Annotated in this window: 15 protein-coding genes; 13 read left to right on the top strand and 2 right to left on the bottom strand. The window is 45.2% G+C overall.

The annotated features are described in order from the left end of the window. Positions 1-124 precede the first annotated feature (124 nt). Entirely contained in the window at positions 125-643 is a 519-nt protein-coding gene (locus tag Q5866_RS06415) for a calycin-like domain-containing protein (RefSeq protein ID WP_303179552.1), read from the bottom strand. 71 nt (positions 644-714) lie between these two features. Here Q5866_RS06415 and Q5866_RS06410 point away from each other — a divergent pair, with 71 nt between their 5' ends. From Q5866_RS06410 to Q5866_RS06365, 10 genes are all read left to right on the top strand, one after another. Beyond that, a complete protein-coding gene (locus Q5866_RS06410) occupies positions 715-1,179 on the top strand; it encodes a hypothetical protein (RefSeq protein WP_099290372.1) in 465 nt (154 codons plus the stop codon). A 38-nt stretch (positions 1,180-1,217) separates the two neighbouring features. Next, positions 1,218-1,799 (top strand): RNA polymerase sigma factor, encoded by a 582-nt coding sequence (locus Q5866_RS06405; RefSeq protein WP_186977630.1) that lies wholly within the window; start codon positions 1,218-1,220, stop codon positions 1,797-1,799. A gap of 395 nt (positions 1,800-2,194) precedes the next feature. Then, positions 2,195-3,337 (top strand): FecR family protein, encoded by a 1,143-nt coding sequence (locus Q5866_RS06400; protein WP_186977628.1) that lies wholly within the window; start codon positions 2,195-2,197, stop codon positions 3,335-3,337. Positions 3,338-3,524: 187 nt separating this feature from the next. Next, positions 3,525-7,136: a SusC/RagA family TonB-linked outer membrane protein gene (locus tag Q5866_RS06395; RefSeq protein WP_186977626.1), complete on the top strand. Its 3,612-nt coding sequence runs from the start codon at positions 3,525-3,527 to the stop codon at positions 7,134-7,136. A gap of 16 nt (positions 7,137-7,152) precedes the next feature. Further along, the gene (locus Q5866_RS06390) at positions 7,153-8,598 is read left to right on the top strand and encodes a RagB/SusD family nutrient uptake outer membrane protein (protein WP_186977624.1); all 1,446 of its coding nucleotides are present in this window, start codon (positions 7,153-7,155) and stop codon (positions 8,596-8,598) included. 17 nt (positions 8,599-8,615) lie between these two features. Then, positions 8,616-9,518, top strand: coding sequence for a hypothetical protein (locus Q5866_RS06385; RefSeq protein WP_186977621.1), 903 nt, complete (start codon positions 8,616-8,618; stop codon positions 9,516-9,518). 51 nt (positions 9,519-9,569) lie between these two features. Then, a complete protein-coding gene (locus tag Q5866_RS06380) occupies positions 9,570-10,979 on the top strand; it encodes a hypothetical protein (protein ID WP_186977620.1) in 1,410 nt (469 codons plus the stop codon). A gap of 121 nt (positions 10,980-11,100) precedes the next feature. After that, a complete protein-coding gene (locus tag Q5866_RS06375) occupies positions 11,101-12,420 on the top strand; it encodes a TlpA disulfide reductase family protein (RefSeq protein WP_303179548.1) in 1,320 nt (439 codons plus the stop codon). Further along, positions 12,417-13,781 (top strand): TlpA disulfide reductase family protein, encoded by a 1,365-nt coding sequence (locus Q5866_RS06370; protein ID WP_303179546.1) that lies wholly within the window; start codon positions 12,417-12,419, stop codon positions 13,779-13,781. Before Q5866_RS06375 ends, Q5866_RS06370 begins: the two co-directional genes overlap by 4 nt. Before the next feature lie 88 nt (positions 13,782-13,869). Further along, on the top strand, positions 13,870-15,198 hold the full coding sequence (locus tag Q5866_RS06365) for a TlpA disulfide reductase family protein (protein WP_303179544.1): 1,329 nt from the start codon (positions 13,870-13,872) through the stop codon (positions 15,196-15,198). A 142-nt stretch (positions 15,199-15,340) separates the two neighbouring features. Here Q5866_RS06365 and Q5866_RS06360 read toward each other — a convergent pair whose 3' ends face one another. Continuing rightward, positions 15,341-15,976 carry an outer membrane lipoprotein carrier protein LolA gene (locus Q5866_RS06360; RefSeq protein WP_099290382.1) on the bottom strand — a complete coding sequence of 212 codons (636 nt, stop codon included), beginning with the start codon at positions 15,974-15,976 and terminating at the stop codon, positions 15,341-15,343. 87 nt (positions 15,977-16,063) lie between these two features. On the opposite strand from Q5866_RS06360, the gene Q5866_RS06355 reads away from it, so the two are divergent. The 3 genes from Q5866_RS06355 (at position 16,064) to Q5866_RS06345 (ending at position 18,253) form a co-directional block, all read left to right on the top strand. Further along, positions 16,064-16,930 carry a DMT family transporter gene (locus Q5866_RS06355; protein ID WP_099290383.1) on the top strand — a complete coding sequence of 289 codons (867 nt, stop codon included), beginning with the start codon at positions 16,064-16,066 and terminating at the stop codon, positions 16,928-16,930. Between the two features lie 90 nt (positions 16,931-17,020). Then, a complete protein-coding gene (gene cdaA, locus Q5866_RS06350) occupies positions 17,021-17,803 on the top strand; it encodes a diadenylate cyclase CdaA (RefSeq protein ID WP_099290384.1) in 783 nt (260 codons plus the stop codon). Between the two features lie 222 nt (positions 17,804-18,025). Continuing rightward, on the top strand, positions 18,026-18,253 hold the full coding sequence (locus Q5866_RS06345) for a hypothetical protein (protein WP_303179540.1): 228 nt from the start codon (positions 18,026-18,028) through the stop codon (positions 18,251-18,253). The last annotated feature ends 90 nt before the right edge of the window (positions 18,254-18,343 follow it).

Below are 18,343 nucleotides of genomic sequence, written 5' to 3'. Positions count from 1 at the left end.
ATATAACAACTAAAAAGAGAAGGTTATGTCAGTTTTTGTCAATCTTTTTATTCACTTTCTTGTATAATTTCCTTGCATATCCGGTGGTCAATTATGGATAAATCTTATCCGGATATGTAGGGAATCACGGGATCGGCAATCTGGTTATTTTCCCCTTGAATACTATTTTAGGCTCCACGACGAAGGGGATGATAGAAACTGTAATATCTAGGGCAAGACTATCGTTCTTGATAGTTCCTTCATGCGTGTAGGACATTTTGCGAGAACCGACGCTGACGTTGCCATTTCCCTTTAAGCTAAAGATGCCGTTGGTAGAGGTAATGGTTGCCGTTGCCGCGTCTACCGTGATGCCGCGCACGGGCATAGTGAAGTCTACCAGCTTGAGGGCGAGCGTTTCGTTCGTGTCCGCCTGTATCTCGATACCGCAGGGAATGGGGCCTTCCGGTATCATGCCTTTGGCTTCAGGGGGTACCATCGCTTTCACGTGGTCGGGTAGCACGATGGTTGCTTCACCGCGGTACACCCCGGGTAGCTTATCGATATCACCGGTACGGCGGTCGGAACAGCTATTGCAGGAAGTAAATAAAACGGGCACCGACATGAAAACAACCAACAAGATAGTAAAGAAAATGTTCTTGTTCATGAACTATGGATTTATTTTTGTATTTTCGAGCGCTAAAAATAGAAACTTTTAGACGAAAAACCATCAGGATTATGAAATTTATAGGACAACTTATTCTCGTTTTGTTTGTTACCGCCGGGATGGCAGGTGTTGTATCAGCGGGAGCCAAGGACAAAAAAGATCACGGGGCAGCCGTTGCCGGAACGTACGACGGGAAGGCATACATCGAGATCATGCAGCGGGAATTGCCGTTGAAATTGGAATTGAAACGGATACACCGCGATAGCGTGATCGTCGAGGTGACGGACTTCGTGCTTCCCACGGGACAGAAGTTCAGCTATCGTTCCGCGGGAGTGTCCGTGAAACCGGAAGTGAAAGACGGCAAAACGGTGTACAAGTTGAACATTTCTTTTACCTATAATTATAATAGTATGCCGATGCGCGTAACTGCCACGGGAACGATCACCGACGGGGAACTGAATTCAACGGTGAAAGCGGTTATCATGGACGCCATGGAAACGAAAGTAACCTATAAAGCGAAGTGTACGACAAAGTAGTGAAAAGGCATGCGTACTGGATTTAGGGGATACGGCTAATGATACATCAGGAGGAAAAGATAATTCGTTACTTGAAAGAAAAAAACGCGGAATGCGTGAAGATGATATTTGATAATTATTATCAAGTATTGTGCTTGTTCGCTTTGCGTTTCGTGCATTCTTTCGAGGACGCGGAAGATGTGGTGCAGGAGGTGTTGGTAAACTTCTGGGAGAAGAAAAGAGGAACCGTGTTCGAGGGTTCCTTGAAGTCGTATTTGTTCGGGGCAGTACAAAAAGAAGCGTTATATATGATACGTCAATCGGGGCGTCTGATTTTCGAGGAAATCGGGAATTACTCGGATGTATTGCTTGACGAGGTATCTGTCGAACGTGAAGAAGATATTAACGCCCGTCGGGAGAAATTACGAAAAGAAATACAGCGATTGCCGGAGAAATGCCGGGAAGTATTCATCGCTATCGTGTTGGAAGGCTTGAGTTACAAAGAGGTTGCCGATAAACTGGGTGTTTCTGTCAATACCGTCAAAACGCATTACGCGAGAGCGTTGAAACAATTGCGCGATAACCTCGATACGATTATCCTGTTGATTTTACTGCGGCTGAGAAAATTGGTGGTGTCCTGAGCTTTTCCCTATGCCTCTGCTTCATTACACCTATTCTTCTCTCTATCTTCGTTAATTGTAATTAATGAATAAAACTTTTATAATCCTATTGTTATTCTATTTTAATAGAATGACAATAGAATGGCAATAGAATAACAGTGCTTGCAACCAAGGCGTAATACCTTGTCATATAGGGCGAAACACATTCTTGGCGAGAAATAATATTAAGTATAGAATATTCGTTCATGATGAAGATATTCTAACAAGAAAAAGTGTTCGGAGTATAAATTTTGTATCCCGTTAAATGTTTGATTCAGAATGATTAATAGCCGTTGAGATTTTTTTTACGAAAAAACTTTGTTTTCCTTTCACCCATATTCGTTAAAAGTGCAGTATGTAAGAAACGAAGGATAGATATGCAGGAAAACATACATCAATGGATAGCTGACTACACGGAAGGTTCTATCAGCCGGGAAGATTTCAAGAGGCTGGAGGCGTGGATTGGGCAGACGTCGGAAAATAAGGCTATTTTCGAGGACAGCCTTCGGGTGTACAGGGAAGCACACGGGATCGGTTTTATGGATAGGATGGATCGGGAACGTTCATGGAAAGTGTTGGAACGTAAATTGAAACGACGTGACCGGGTAAGAATGATTCGGGTTATGGCGGCGGCTTCGGTATTGCTTGCCGTTATGATCGGGACGTGGTTATTCCTGCCTGTAAAACAAAGAACGATGGTGATTCCGGTCGCGGAAGTTATTCCCGGGAATGCTTCCGTGATACTGCACATGGCTGACGGGAAGAGTGTAAACCTGAAAAACGAAGAGGCGTTGGGATTGGTGGAGAAGGACGGTACGGAGATTACCAAGGATACCGCGAGCGCACTCGTTTATCATGTAAACGAGAAAGTTGCCAAAAGCGTGTTGCATACCGTGGAAGTACCGGTTGGCGGGGAATTTGATCTAACCTTGGCTGACGGTACGCGGGTGTGGTTGAATTCCGACACGAAGTTCCGTTTTCCGACCTATTTCTCGGGGGAAACACGAGAGGTGTACGTGGAGGGCGAAGCCTATTTTGTCGTGAGTAAAGACGCGGAGCATCCCTTTATCGTGCACACGGGTGGAGCCCGGGTGAAGGTATTGGGTACGGAATTTAATTTATGCGCTTACCCGGAAGAGAGAGTCGTTACGACACTGGCGAAAGGGAAGGTGGAGGTTGCCGACGGAACGTGTAAAGTCTGTCTTCAGCCGGGAGAACAGGCGGTATACAACAAGAGCGTGAATAATATAGAGGTGCGTAAGGTGGATGCTGCGCTTTATTCATCGTGGTTGAAAGGTGTGTTCGAGTTCGAAAATATGTCCTTGCGGGAGATCGGGAAACAATTATCCCGCTGGTATGGTGTTATTTTCGAGTTCGATGACGTGGGGACCGGGGATCGGCGTTTCACGGGGGGAATAAAGAAATATATCCCCCTGTACCAATCCCTCGATATACTGGAAAAGACGACGAACGTGATGTTCAGGATAAAGGATAACGTGATACAGGTACAATCGAAGTAATAAAGTGAGGACGGGTGATAAAAAGCGGAGAATGGTACCAGCATCCCCCGCTCACGTGTAACTCGTTCCTCTTAACTGATAAAAGTCAAGTTGGAATAACGTAAAATTGATTTGCAAAATTATGGAAAAAAGGCGAATTATTCGCTGTCTCCTGCGACAAACTCGAGATGGTAACTCTTTTTTGATTATGAAACTAACAATTGTTTTGACAATTCTCCTGTCTATTAGTGCTTTTGGAGAAGTGGCTTCCCAGAACGTGAGTCTGAAATGCGAGAATGTATTGTTGAGAGAGGTATTTAAATCGTTGAAGCAGCAAACAGGTTACCTGTTCGTGTTCAACGAGGAGGAATTGGACAAAGCGGTCCGGGTAAGCGTGGATATCAACAATTCCACCTTGGCGAAAGCCTTGGATAGAGTGTTACTGGGATTGCCTTACACGTACGAGATTATCGACGATATGGTGGTGATAAAACCCGCCCCGGTGAAGACGACCGCGCGGGATTCCGTGGTTCGGAAAGTAGAGGTGAAAGGTGTGGTGAAGGATTGCAAAGGCGAACTGTTGCCGGGTGTTACCGTGTTGATCAAGGGAACGGCTATCGGCGTGGCAACGAACGTGAACGGGGAGTACACGATAGCGTTGGATCCTAAGAAACAATCCTTGTTGTTCTCCTTTATCGGGATGAGAACCAAGGAAGTGGTTTGGAACGGACAGAAAAGACTGGATGTCGTGCTGGACGACGATTGTGTTAGCATGGACGAAGTTGTGGTGACCGGCTACCAGACAATCGACAAACGGAAGTTGACAAGTTCGATTTCTTCCCTGACGGACAAAGATCTGGATTTCAGGGGTGCGTTGACAGTAGACCAGATGTTGGAAGGAAAGGTTCCCGGGTTACTCGCGATGACGTTGAGTACCACCCCGGGAGCCGCCACCAAGATGCGTTTGCGGGGAAGCAGCACGTTCACGGGAACACGCGAGCCGTTGTGGGTAATCGACGGGATTATTTACGAGAATCCGGTGCCCCTCTCCGCCGACGAGATTAATAGCTGGGATAATATTAATCTGATCGGTAACGCTATCACGGGTTTGAACCCGCAGGATATCGAGCGTATCGACGTGTTGAAAGATGCTTCTGCCACGGCTATTTACGGTACCCGTGCGGCGAACGGCGTGATCGTGGTGACGACGAAGACGGGAAAGGTCGGTAAGACTTCTTTGAGCTATAATTTTAACGCAGGCTTCATGCGACGCCCGACCTATGACGATTTCGAGTTGATGAACTCGAAGGAACGCGTGGAGGTTTCCCGCGAGATCATGGACAGGGGATTGTATTTCGAGTACACGCCCCAGCGCATGGGATACGAGGGGTTGATGATGGACTACTGGGACAAGAAAATATCTTTCGCCGAGTTCCAACAAGGGGTTTCCGAGATGGAAGGACGCAACACGGATTGGTTCGGGGCATTGTTCCGTAACTCTTTCAGCCAGTCGCATGATATCAGTCTTTCCGGCGGTAACGAGAATACCCGGTATTATTTCTCTTTTGGCTATTCCAGTAATAAAGGTACCGAACGGGGGACTGACTTGCAGCGGTTAACCGCCCGCATGAATTTATCGACTCGTCTGCGGGATAATATTCTGTTGGATATACGTTTGAGCGGTTCGTTGCAGGATGCGGATTACAATCCCGGTGATTATTCCGCTTTCGACGAGGCATACTACACGAACCGGACGATCCCGGTGCGAAATGCTGACGGGTCTCTGTATTACGTGGACAGGAATGTGAACGTGAATCGTACGGCAAACACGAATGTGTACGCCGGGTATAATATACTGAACGAGTTCGCTAATGGCGGTAACAATATCGTGAACAAGAGTTTGAACCTGACGGCTTCCTTGAATTGGGAGATTCTGCCTAATCTGCGCTACATGGGAACGGTGGGATTGACGACGACGACAAACCTCACGGAGGAATGGATGGGAGAGAAGAGTTTTTACGTGGCTGATTTGCGCGGGTGGGATTACGGCGAGAGACCCGCGGGTGACGTGCCACCGAAGAATATCATGGATGGCGGCGTGTATTCCAATAGTTCGATGAACCAGTACGATTGGACGGTGCGTAACCAGTTGAATTATAATTTCACGATAAAGGAGATACATCATTTTAACGTGGATTTCGGACAGGAAGCGAAGTCCACGATCTACAAGGGAACGGCAAGCGGGCAGTTCCCGGGATATATGAACGAACAGGGAAAAACGTTCAGTCATTTTCCCGTGGTGCAGAACGGGGTGGACTACGAGTACACGCAAGCTCTGAAATACTGGTTCTTGCAGAGTGGCGGCGTGTTCCCTACGATCACCGACCGTAGGGAAAATGCCTTGTCCTTTTACGCGACGATGACTTACACGTTTAAGAATTTGTATTCCTTGAACTTCAATATCCGTAACGACGGTTCCAACCGTTTCGGGCAATACAAGAACGAGAAGTTCAATCCTGTGTGGTCAGTTTCCGGTCGTTGGAACATCAATGACGAATCTTTCATGAATTGTTCGTGGATCGAGACGCTGGCTCTTCGCGGGTCATACGGTTATCGCGGTAACGTGCCGAACGAAAGTCCTTACTTGGTTATCCATACTCCGAGGAAACAAACGGCTTCGGGAGAGTTGGGTGCACTGGTACGATCTTTCCCGAACGCCAACTTGAAGTGGGAGAAGACGTCGACGGTAAATATCGGCTTGGATTGGTCGTTCCTGCGCGGACGTATTAGTGGTGCTTTGGAATATTATTATAGCAAATCGGTAGACTTGATCACGGAGCGTCCGGTTTCCCTCGTGAACGGGATGACTTCCTTGAAGATCAATGACGGCTCGGCGACGAACAAGGGAATTGATTTCAATATTTCCACGAGAAATATTGACACGGAGAATTTTAAATGGCGGACTACTTTGTCCTTCTCCCACACGAAGAATACCGTGATGCGGGGAGCGGAAGTGATCGAGGGAAGTGTCAACACGTATAGTAATTACGTGAGTGGTTCGGTGGTGAAGAAAGGGGTGTCGGTGGACGGGTTTTATTCGTACCAGTTCGACGGTCTGGACGAGTATGGGTTACCGCGTTTCAAGAACTTGACGGGTAATTCGTCTAACATGACGAAAGAAGAGTTCTTGAGCCATATATTCACTTATTCCGGTACGCGTACGCCGACGGCTTTCGGTAGTTTCTCCACGGAATTTATGTATAAGCGTCTTTCCTTGCGGGCTGAATTCTCTTATAAATTCGGTTACAAGGTGCGTATGTTGAGGCTTTACAAGGACAACGGTAATATCCTGCCTTACCCGGAGGATAACATGAATAAAGTGATGGCGAAGCGTTGGAGAACTTCCGGCGATGAAGCGACCACGAATATTCCGGCTCTCTCGAATGCGACCTTGAGTATCCCGGGAGCGGATACTTACCCGAGCGAGGCGGAGGCTTATATGTACACGATGGTAGATGTTCCGTTCCGGAGTGCTGCGGGACCGCAAACGAACGCAGGGTGGTACATGTATGATTACTCGGATTTACGGGTAGCTAAAGGCGACCATATCCGCGTACGGGCGATTTCCTTGGGGTACAGTTTGAAGGGTGATTGGATGAAAAAAGCGGGTATCAATGGTTTGCGCGTGGATTTTCAAGTACAGAATATCGGGGTGATCGTGTTCGACAAGAAACTGAAAGGACAAGACCCGGATCAAGTGCAATCTATCGGTATGCCGACTTTACCGACGTATAATCTAAGTGTGAACGTGAATTTCTAACCGATAAAAAGAGTTTATGAAAAGGGTATATATATATTTATTGATGGGTATTCTTTTGGCTTCCGCTTGTAGTGATTTCCTGAAGGAAGAAGATAAAGATCAGGTTATCCCGCGTACCGTAGAGCATTTCTTGCAGACCTTGCACCGGGAGGCTTTTATCCAGAACATGACGAATTACACGACGGAGTTCATGACTGACGATATCGAGGAGAACCGGAAGACCTCGACGAACGAAAAGAATTTGTACAAGAGCCTGTACACCTGGCAGAGGGATGTCGAGATGGATGGGAACGGGGATAAATCGACCGTAAATCAATCTTGGGAAATATTGTATCGTCTGGTGCTGTTCACTAATTATGTGATGGAGAATATTGGTAAGGCGATAGGGGAAGATAACGAGAAAGCTTTCGTTCGGGGTGAGGCGTATTTCGTTCGGGCTCGTTCTTATTTCGAGCTGGTGAACTTGTATGCCAAGCATTACGATGCTGCCACTGCCGCATCTGAACTTGGAGTGCCGAAACGCTTGGGCACGGGAGTCGAGGAAACATACACGCGTGCCTCTGTTGCCGAGATTTATAATCTGATCGAATCGGATTTGAAAACTGCTATACAGGAGTTCGAGAAAAGCGGGTTGAAGAAGTCCTTGTGGCACCCGAACGCCATGACCGCGAAGTTGTTATTGTCAAGGGTGTACCTCTATAAATGCGATTGGGACAATTGTATAGACTATACCACACAGGTTATCAACACGACGGGTGGAATGTTGTGGAATCTAAAAGAACACCAAGGTACTTTCGTGAACACGACGAATCCCGAGATATTACATGTTTACGGAGATCCGAGTTCTCTAGTCGGGTCGGGCGATTTGGCAACGCCGCATATTTACGGTTCCACGAATGTTACTTACGGCGTGTCTTCCGATATGATGGCTACATTCTTGCAGGGCGATTTGCGTGCCGACCAATACGTCAAGACGGTCATGGGGATGGGGATTCCTGCGAAATGGCTGGGGGGATTCACGGATTTGGGAGGTTTTAATTTCCGAGTGTCCGAGGCGTACTTGAACCGTGCAGAGGCGTATGCCGCGAAGGATATGGATGCCGAGGCTTACGAGGACGTGAAGAAGTTGGTCGAGAACCGGGTGAAGGACATGAGCGAGATCTCGATACCTTCCAAGGGGCTGGAGCTGAAACGGTTTATCTTTAACGAACGCCGCCGGGAACTGTGTTACGAGGGACATCGCTGGTATGACTTGAAACGGACGAAGTTGTTTGCCAAACAGATTGACCACAAGTTCACGCTGGTGAATAGTACCGGGGGAATCACGGGTACGGAAATTTATATGCTGACACCCAACGATCCCAATTACGTGTACCCGATTCCCCAAGCGGAGATGGATCGTAACGGGGCGATGGAGCAGAACGGGCGCATGGAGAAACTGCCGATAAAAGAGGACTATTAAACGGATAATTGAAAAAGATGATGAAAAGATATAGCTTGTGTTTATTGATCGGGATATTGTGTACGTTCTGGTCATGTAGCGATGACGAGGATGTTACGCCTTCGTTGAAGGACGAGGATCGGTTGGAAGCGTTAATCGATAAGTCGAACACCGATATAATGGCTTTCAAGGAAAAATACGGAACGTATATATTGTACCAGTTCGACCAGTTGCGGGACTTTGCCTACCAGTTCGAGCAAGCGAGTTCTTGGCGGGAAGCGAAATTGACTTATCTGGAAAAAGAAGATGTACCGGGTGCCGTGGCTTTTCTGGAGGAACATTTTTTTAATTGCTACCGGGATACGGTGAAGTTGAATATGTTACCTCGCAAGTTTTTAATTTGTAGTAAGGTATACGGCGGCGTTTTGGGAATTTCAAATCCGGACGGGGGAAAAACCGGTTTGCACGACGCCGTGGTGAACATGAACAGTTTCACGGTAGCCAGACTCGGCCGAGTTACACTGGCAGCCATGTCCGCGGAAAGGCGGGACGAGTTCGTGCGGCAGATACATTATATGTTTTTAGGCGGGTATATCGTGAACGTGCAACGGAATATCTTCGTGGAAGACTTGTTTTTTGACCCCGCGGCTAAATTGTACGGGACGAGAGTCGAGCGGGAAAAGAACGAGATACTGCCGGATGAATATTACATGAGCCGCGGTTTCTTCCCGATCACGGATAAAGAACAGTATTATTACCCGCTCCAGATGGAGGATTTGAGCACGTTCGTGGAACATCTGGTGAAGATGGATGAAGAAACAAAAGAAACGGTATGGGAGCAATCCGTCATGCGGACTAAAATGCAGTATGTTGCTAGAAGTTTAAAAGCTATGGGGGTTGACATTGTCAAGATAAACCCGCTGGCAGAGGATTTTTTATAAAGAATAGAATCGTGTAACTTAATTGAAGTACCAACTTAAAATGAATGAATTATGAAAAAGTGGAAAAATTATTTGTTGTCAATCTTGGCTGTAGCCGGTTGTGTTGCTTGTTCGGATGATGATCCCGGGATGCCTCCCGTTATTGATGGTAACGACGTGAGTCTCGAGATTAAAAGGGATACGGCAGATGTTTACAGGATTAGCTTGCCGATCACCTCTGAAGAAGGTTTGGCTAAGGTGTCATTGATTGATAATGCGACGAACAAAACGATCAATGAACAAACTTCTTTCTCTAACCCGAACAATCATACTTATACCTATGATTTCGACCTTACCCCGTACACGGACAACACGGTAGTGATGTTGACCTTGAAAATAGAGGATCAAGCCGGACAGATCGTGAACAAGAAAATCACGTTGACGGTGAAGAAGTTTTCGGAACTGGATGTGCGGTTTGCGGCAGAAGGGACGATTACGACTCAATTTGAGGATTGTAACTTGAAGGTAACTGTGGTACGCGGAATGATACCGTTGAAAGAGATTCAAGTGTATGTAGATACTAAGTTGTCAAGTTCTTTTGACTTAACTTTTGAAGCAGAACAGTCAAAATATGACTTTAACGTGCTTGTTGAAGGCTTGGAGATGGATGATAACACGGTGAAAGTTGTGGTAATTGACGAAAAGGAGCAAGAATTTGCCAAAGAGATAACTGTGAAACGTATAGCGGCAAAGACATGGGGTGATCTGTATGCCGCACAATATGATCCAAATCCGGCTTGGCAGGGAATGATGGCTTCTGAGATATCCTTTAATGACACGAAGCCTGGCGATCTACCCGGTACGGATAAATTGTATCGGATATCGATCTATCCGGCAATGGATAACGGTACGACGGCCGATTTTGAATATGACGGAAACAAAATCACGAAAATGACAATTCGTAGAGTTGATTCAGGAATGGGGTCATTCGATGAACTGAGTGTTGATGCTGTGTATGATTATAGCTATAATGAAGACGGAGAATTGGTAAAAGTAGTTTATACTGATGAAAATAATGATACGAGAGATTATATTACTGATGTAATTTACGAAAGTGGAAATATAAAGAGTTATAAGATCGACGGGATGGAATACACCCCGACCTATCTGGAGAAGAACGGAACTCTTGTTCGAGTTGATTATCAGGATGCTGATTTGTCAGGTAAGACTTACGGATTTGCCACAGGAAAGGATTTACAACCTAATTCTCTGTTTATAGCCGGTTTGCCTGCTGTAGTGCCGGGAACGATTGGCGGAATTGATTTCAATTATTTCTATAATCGCTATTTATTTGATACGTTAAGTGAAGGAGGTTCTGTTCTTATTGATTATGACGTTACATCGATTATGGATGGTCGTCAAGTCGTGGAATGGGTTCAAGACGGACAGGAAATGACGATGAAATACATTTTTAACGATTAGATTTTTTCACGGAAGCGAGTCAAAAGTCTTTTTACTTTAACAACTCCCTCGCTTTGCATTGCTGACCGAGGGAGTTGAATAGACTTTTGGTATGCTTTCGTGATATATAATAATTTACTATATGAAAAATTTATACTATTTATCTCTTCTTCTCTTTTGCGTGGCTTGCGGCCCGAAAGCGCCGACAAACGAGCAATTGAAAGATCTATGCAGGAATGCGGCGTTTGCCGTGGCAGATCGGCAGGAAGAAGCTGGTAAAAGCAAAGCCTTTCAGGAGGTTGTCGAGAAGAGTGTAAAAGAATTTGATATAAATAAGATTGCACCGAAACAGATTCATTTTGTCTTCCAAGAGGGAGGGATTCCTTTAAATAGATATTTAAGGGATTGGTTGGCTCCTTTGTTGGAACAAAAAGCAAAATTGGAGGGCAGGGAAGGTGCTGAATATACTTTTTATCGTTGGAGATATCTGCCTTCGGCTGATAATTATAGCGAAGGTAAGGAAATGGAAAGAACGGCTTACAAGGCTGTCGTGACACATCCCTTGATGGCGGATTTCTTGTTGAGTAATAATGAAGCCATGACAGACGTGATAAACGGTGCTACCCGATTGAAAGCTGATACTTGGGTAGAACTGGGGATATTTGATCATATAAAATCCTTACTGGATTTGACACTGTCGGACGAGTCTGTTTTCGCTTCGATGGGTGTGTTTAATACTGCTTTCACGGCGGAAAAACTCTCTGCCGGGGAAAAAGACGGGATTCGGCAAAAAGTGTTGAAGCAACATACAACCCTGTTAGATAATGAACGTTATGCCAAGGGGAGAAGGCGTGCACGGGTGGAAGAAGCGATTCAGTATCTGCAAGGTCCTTATGCCACGGGTACTTTAGTGGGTAACAAAGCCCCGGGGCTGGATATTATCTGGATTAGCGGGGGAAAAGAAAAGAGCCTCGATGATTTGAAAGGAAAAGTGGTCGTGTTGGATTTCTGGGCTACCAAATGTGCTCCCTGCGTGAGTATATTCCCGAATATGCGGGAATTGGAAAAGAGGTACGCGAAATATCCGGTGGAAATTATCGGGGTGACTTCTATCATGGGCTATCACGTGGATATGAAACACGGCAAGACAATCAAGACGGAAGGAAAACCCGATTACGAGATAGAGTTGATGCAGGCGTTAATGAAAGATATGGAGATCACGTGGCGGGTGGCTTTTACCGAACAGAACGTGATGAATATGGATTATGGAGTGACAAGTATTCCTCATATCGTGATTCTTGACGCGGAGGGGAACGTGAGATATAACGGAACGGATCCGTTTGAAGCCCCGTATCACAAGGCGGAAAAGATAGATGCGTTGTTGAAAGAAGCCGGGTCGCGCTATCCGTCAAGCCCGATGGAAACAGTAGATTATAGTAAAAACCAAAACGAATCGTTATGAGAATATATTTGTTTTTCCTGTTGTTTGCGGCGGCCGTTTGGGGATGTGGCGATACCCCGAAAAAGGTGGAGTTGAAAGACTTGGTTTTCAAGTGTACGATTTCCGAGCCTCAAGAAGGAGAGAAGTTGCTCGTTACAATTAACGAGCGGGAGCAGGCTTTCGATGTGCCGGCAAACGGGATTGTCGAAATAAAAGTTCCGCGTATCGCCCCTCAATATTCAGGAATTACTTACGGGCGTAAATATTACCCGCTTTATCTGGCAGGGGGAGAACCGGTTATTATGGAGTTTTCCGGGAATGCTACCAACTGGAAAAGAACTTTTTCCGGTAATTGTAAGGAGATCAACGAGTATTTGTCTTCTGCCATAGTACCTTTGGAATCTTCCAGTTTCTCGAAAGATGAAGAGGAGTTGAAGAAGGAATCGGAAAAGGTGTTGGCAAGGAATATCAAGAACTTAGAGGGTAAATCATTACCGGAAGATTTCGTGAAAACGGAGAAAGAACGTTTACGTTATTACGTGTACGGTTCGTGGAACACGTATCGCATGAATCACCGGTGGATGGCGGGTGACGAGAATTTCGAGCCTTCGGAAGTTTATTACGCGACCATGCGGGAATTGGCTAAAGAAAATACGAATTTGGTCGGGTTGAAGGCTTATCGCCGTTTCGTGCAGAAAGCCGTGGAAATTATGGCGGGTAAAGGCGTATCCGATATGACGCCGGATAAACTGCTCGAGCGGGAAGTGAAGTATATTATTGATAATTACAAGGATTCGACATTGTTGAGTGATTTGATACATCATTATATTTTTGACTACGTGTCTGACCACGGCGCGGGAGAGAAGGAAGAGTTGGTAACGTATTACAAACAATACGTGAAAGACAAGAAGTTACTGGAGGATTTCGATCAGGTATGTGCAACTTGGAGTAGATTGAAACCGGGAGATCCTTCACCGGAATTTAATTTCGCGGACGCGAAGGGAGATTTTGTATCATTGGAATCGTTGCGGGGCAAGTTCGTGTATATTGATCTTTGGGCATCATGGTGTGGTCCTTGTCGGCGGGAAATTCCCTATTTGAAAGCATTGGAGAAGAAATTCGAGGGGAAGCCGATCACTTTTGTCAGCATCTCGTGTGATAATGACGCGGAAGCTTGGCGCAAAGCCATGAAAGAAGAAAACGTATCGGGTATCCAATTACACATGAACGGTGATCTGGCGTTCGCGAAGGCTTACGTGGTAAGCGGTATCCCTCGTTTTATCCTGCTCGATAAAGAAGGGCGAATCGTGGATGCGCATATGACGATGCCCTCTGACCCGAACACGGAGAAAACTCTTCAAAGTTTTTTGGAGATGAAGTGATATTATTACTTGGACTTTTTCGAGATAGGAAAAGTCAGAATATTTATATGTAGAATGAGTTATATTGTATTCATTTAAAAATTCAATTATGAGAAAATTATTTATCGCGTTATTAATTGCATTCGTGTTTGGTGCTTGTCAGACGAAGAAGGAAGTTGCGGTCGATGTGGTGGTGAAAGACAAGACTTACGAGGGAGCAGGATTTTATTTATCTAAAATGGATACCGTGTTACAGTTGAATGCGGAAGGGAAAGGGAGTGTTATCTTAACGGTTGACGAACCGCAATATGCCGTTTTCCAGTATAAATGGAAAAATGTACCGGTTTACCTTGAACCGGGGAAAAACTTGTCTGTAACTTGGGACATGACCCCGTCCGGGTTGATGGTGTCCTTTGACGGCGAGGGGGGGGTGAAGAATAATTTTATTAACGGGAACGAGTTGGATATTCCCAAGATGGGAGATTTCGGTTTGCCCGAGGATGAATTTCTCGCGAAACTGGATCAATACATGGAAGACAACTACAAGGCGTTGGAAAGCAAGGGATTTGATAAAACTTTCGTCGAGAAAGAGAAATACCGCATCCGCTATGACGTGAACGGAATCATGTGGCAATATGCCCGGAGTGGTAATCCTTCGGACGAGTTTTATAACAAGATGAAATCCATGATGGAGGAGCAGGAATGGTTACTGCAATTGAGTGGTTATACAAATTACATGCAAGGGGTTATAGAAGTTCTTTCCAATCGCGGCGTTGATCTGGTGAACACTCCGGATGAAGAGATCGTGATGAATGAATTGAATTATGTTTTGCAGAATATCAAGGACCCGAAAATTAAAGAATATTTAGTGGGTTCATTTGCCATAGATTATATCGACAGAGAAGGGATCTCCAAAGCCGACGGCGTGAAAAAGATATTCGAGGAAACGGTGACCGACCCGCTGATCAAGCAAACCTTTGCCAAGATATACGAGGAAGGTACCTCTATCACGAAAGGAAATAAAGCCCCGGATTTCAAGTACTTGGATATTAACGGGAAAGAAGTTAAATTGTCAGATTTGAAAGGCAATCTCGTGTATATCGATATTTGGGCTACCTGGTGTGGTCCATGCCGGGAAGAAATCCCTCATTTGCAAAAACTGGAAGAGGCATTCAAGGGAACGAAAGTTCGTTTCGTGAGTATCTCGACAGATAAAGACAAAGCGAAATGGGAAGAAACCGTGAAGGGCGAGAAATTAGGTGGGATACAACTTCACACGGGAGGTGATGAAGCGTTCACGAGTGCTTTCCGCGTGAAAGGGATTCCTCATTTCATCTTGATTGACCCGGAAGGAAGGATTCTTGAAGCGAACATGAGCCGTCCCTCCGAATCGAAGACGGTTGAGTATTTGAGCATGTACGCTGAACCCGAGGAATAGTTTTTCGTGTATTATATAGTGTGTTGAAAAAGGGAGAAGCCGTGCGAACAGCCTCTCCCTTTCTTTTGTGAATATTGTAAACCTTTAACTTGCCGAAGGCAAATGCAACTTGTAGCCTGCAACTTTCGCCGCGGGCGAAACCTTATCGTAAATCAATTACTTCCACTTCCGGGTGAGCGTCTTTGTCAAAGCGGAAGAATTTCACGTCAAGCTCCATGTCCGGCTTTTTCAAGCTCTTTATCGTGATGATTACATCGTTGCCGTCTTTCCCGAAGGAGGTAACCTTTTCCACCATATTCGTTTTGGTGTTGATCCATACGCCTATTTTGGTAATCTGTTTGTGTTCCTTTTTCGGGGTTAATTCGATATAGGCTGTTCCGTCTTTCTCTTCGACGAGTTTCTGGTTGAATTTCTGGTTGTGAATGTCGAAAAGGATAGAGGGATTCAACATTTCTTCCTCGTTATCATCGGGGTTTTTGATGTTTACTTCTTCCTGTTCCGGCATATAAGTGTAGATCACTTCTCCGTCAAAATAATTGATCACGTCCATGACATCAATCCGGTACATTTTGTCCTTCATGTACGCCTTCCCGTGATGCGTTTCTTTGATATCTTCCTCTTTATTGATCATCGAGAGGTCGAAAACGACTTCCACTGCGGGGTATGACTTGATGTGTTCTACTGTCTTGTCGAGAATCGTTTTCGCTTTTCCGTCTGTCTGCGCGGATGCGTATATGCCGGAGAGGGCAAGGAGCATAAGTGTTAATATGTACTTCATACTATTCATATTTTCGTGTGTTATTAATTGTCTCGCGAATATATAGAAAAAAATGCTACCTTCGTGCCGCTTTTTGAAAAACAGGAGATGGATAAGATAAAAGGGATCATATTTGCGGCATTATCCGCGGCTACTTTCGGTTTAATTCCGTTGTACGCCAATCAGGCGATAATCGACGGGGTGAACAATGAAACTATATTGGTGTATCGCTACGGGATAGCGGGTATAATCTATGCTATTTATTTACTTCTCCGGCGTGTGAACATGAGATTGTCCCGCGCAGAGATAAAAGAGGTTATTCTGGCGGGAGTCGGAGGTTACGGGATAACGGCATTTTTTCTGATGTGGTCTTATCATTATATGCCCACGGGAGTGGCGACAGCGATACATTTCTTTTATCCCGTGGTAGTGGCTATCCTTATGATGATCTTTTACAAGGAGCGACTTTCTCTCGAGGTGAGAGCGGGTATCGTGTTGGCGATATGCGGAGTCTATCTTTTATCGTGGGCGCCGGGAGAGGTGAAGTGGTGGGGATTATTTTTCGTCCTTATGTCCACGGTAACATACGGTTGTTACATCACGGCGTTGAACCGTCCCGTGCTCAAGGCAATTAATCCGGACGTGTTGACTTGCTACGTGTTATTATTCACGGCTATTTTTTACGTGGCGGTGGCTCTTCCGCAGGGGAAGCTTGAGTTCGTGACACGCCCTCGTTTTTTGTTGGACATGGCACAGTTGGCAATATTCAGCACGATCGTGTCTGCCCGTCTGCTTGTTGCCGCTGTGAAGCTGATCGGCTCTGTTCCCAGTTCAGTGCTTGGGACTTTGGAACCGATTACGGCGATAGTCGTGGGGGTGATTTATTTCAAAGAAGAATTAACTTACGTGAATTATATCGGCTTGTTTATCGTGATTGCTGCCGTCCTTGTTGTTGTCTGTCGGATGAAAAAGTGAGAACAGGAGAAACTTTATGAACTCGAGTGATGGTTTCTTTCGTATTTTGGTTAAATTTGCCGATGAAATTGACTTTTTAAGAATATAGATATGTTTTTTCATCTGAGTTTATCTGACATAGCCGATATATTACTGGTCGCTTTTATATTTTATCAGGTGTATAAACTGGTGAAAGGTACTGTCGCTATAAATATATTTGCCGGAATTTTTACATTTTACGTGGCTTGGTTACTGGTAAAGGCCTTGAACATGGAATTAATGTCCGATATTTTGGGACAATTCATCGGGATGGGAGTGATCGCCTTGCTTATCGTGTTTCAGCAAGAAGTACGGCGTTTCCTGCTTTTGATAGGTAGTAAGTATAATTTGCAGAATATATTTAATTTCGAAAGACTCTTTTCCAAACCTTCGATCAAGGACGAGGTGGCGGAGGCTATTGTACGGGCTTGTGACTATTTCGCGAAGACCAAAACCGGAGCATTGATCGTGTTATCCCAAAATTCGGAGTTATTTAATTATGCCCAGACAGGGGTATTGCTTCGTTCTATCGTGACGGAGGAATTGCTTGAAAACATCTTCTTTAAAAACTCCCCGTTGCATGACGGGGCTGTAATCATTGCCGATAATAAAATACTTGCCGCGAGATGTATTCTTCCTGTGTCTGATAATAATAATATCCCGGGTAGCTTGGGGCTGCGTCATCGTGCCGCTATCGGGATGAGTGCCGCCACGGATGCCCATATCGTGGTGGTCAGCGAGGAAACGGGAAATATTACATTCGTTAAAGACGGGCATTTTAAAGTCCGAATAACTCCACAGGAGTTAAATAGCTTCCTGCATAATGATTTCACGGGATTTGTCGTGAATAAATGACTTTTTCACGGGGGATATCCGGTGTAGTTCCGTTAATCATCTCGATCATTAACCTGTCACGTTCCTAACATGGTCGTTTCAAAGACGCCCGTGAACGTCTTTGAAACGTCTTTGTATCGAAGGTGAAACGTCTTTGATCCCTTATTACACCCTTATCTCATCGAGTATCCCCCGGGGGTTCCTTGGGTATATTCTTTTCAACGTGCTGCCTTCTAGTTGTTTGTGAAAAAGTTGAAAAATAATGGTGAAAAAATTTGGATAATGGAGACACGTTCGCTTATCTTTGCACCCGCTTTCAAGAGAGAGGGCAGACAAAAAGGTGCTGAAAAAAGGGAGGTTGGAACACTTCGAAAAAAAAAGTTGAAAAAAACTTTGAAAAAGATTTGGAAGTGGAGAGAAAAAGGTTTTATCTTTGCACCCGCTTTCGCTTCAAAAAAGGGGCGATTGTGAGACGATAGAATAAGAGTTCTTTAAGATATTGAATGAACAACGTAGCGAGCGTGAATCGAAGAACGACGAGAGTCGTGATTCATGAAACAC

This window comes from uncultured Butyricimonas sp. (genome assembly GCF_959596855.1).
In the GTDB taxonomy this organism is placed as follows: domain Bacteria; phylum Bacteroidota; class Bacteroidia; order Bacteroidales; family Marinifilaceae; genus Butyricimonas; species Butyricimonas muris.
The sequence above is the reverse complement of the archived record's forward strand: the minus strand, read 5'-3'. Positions and strand labels throughout refer to the sequence as shown.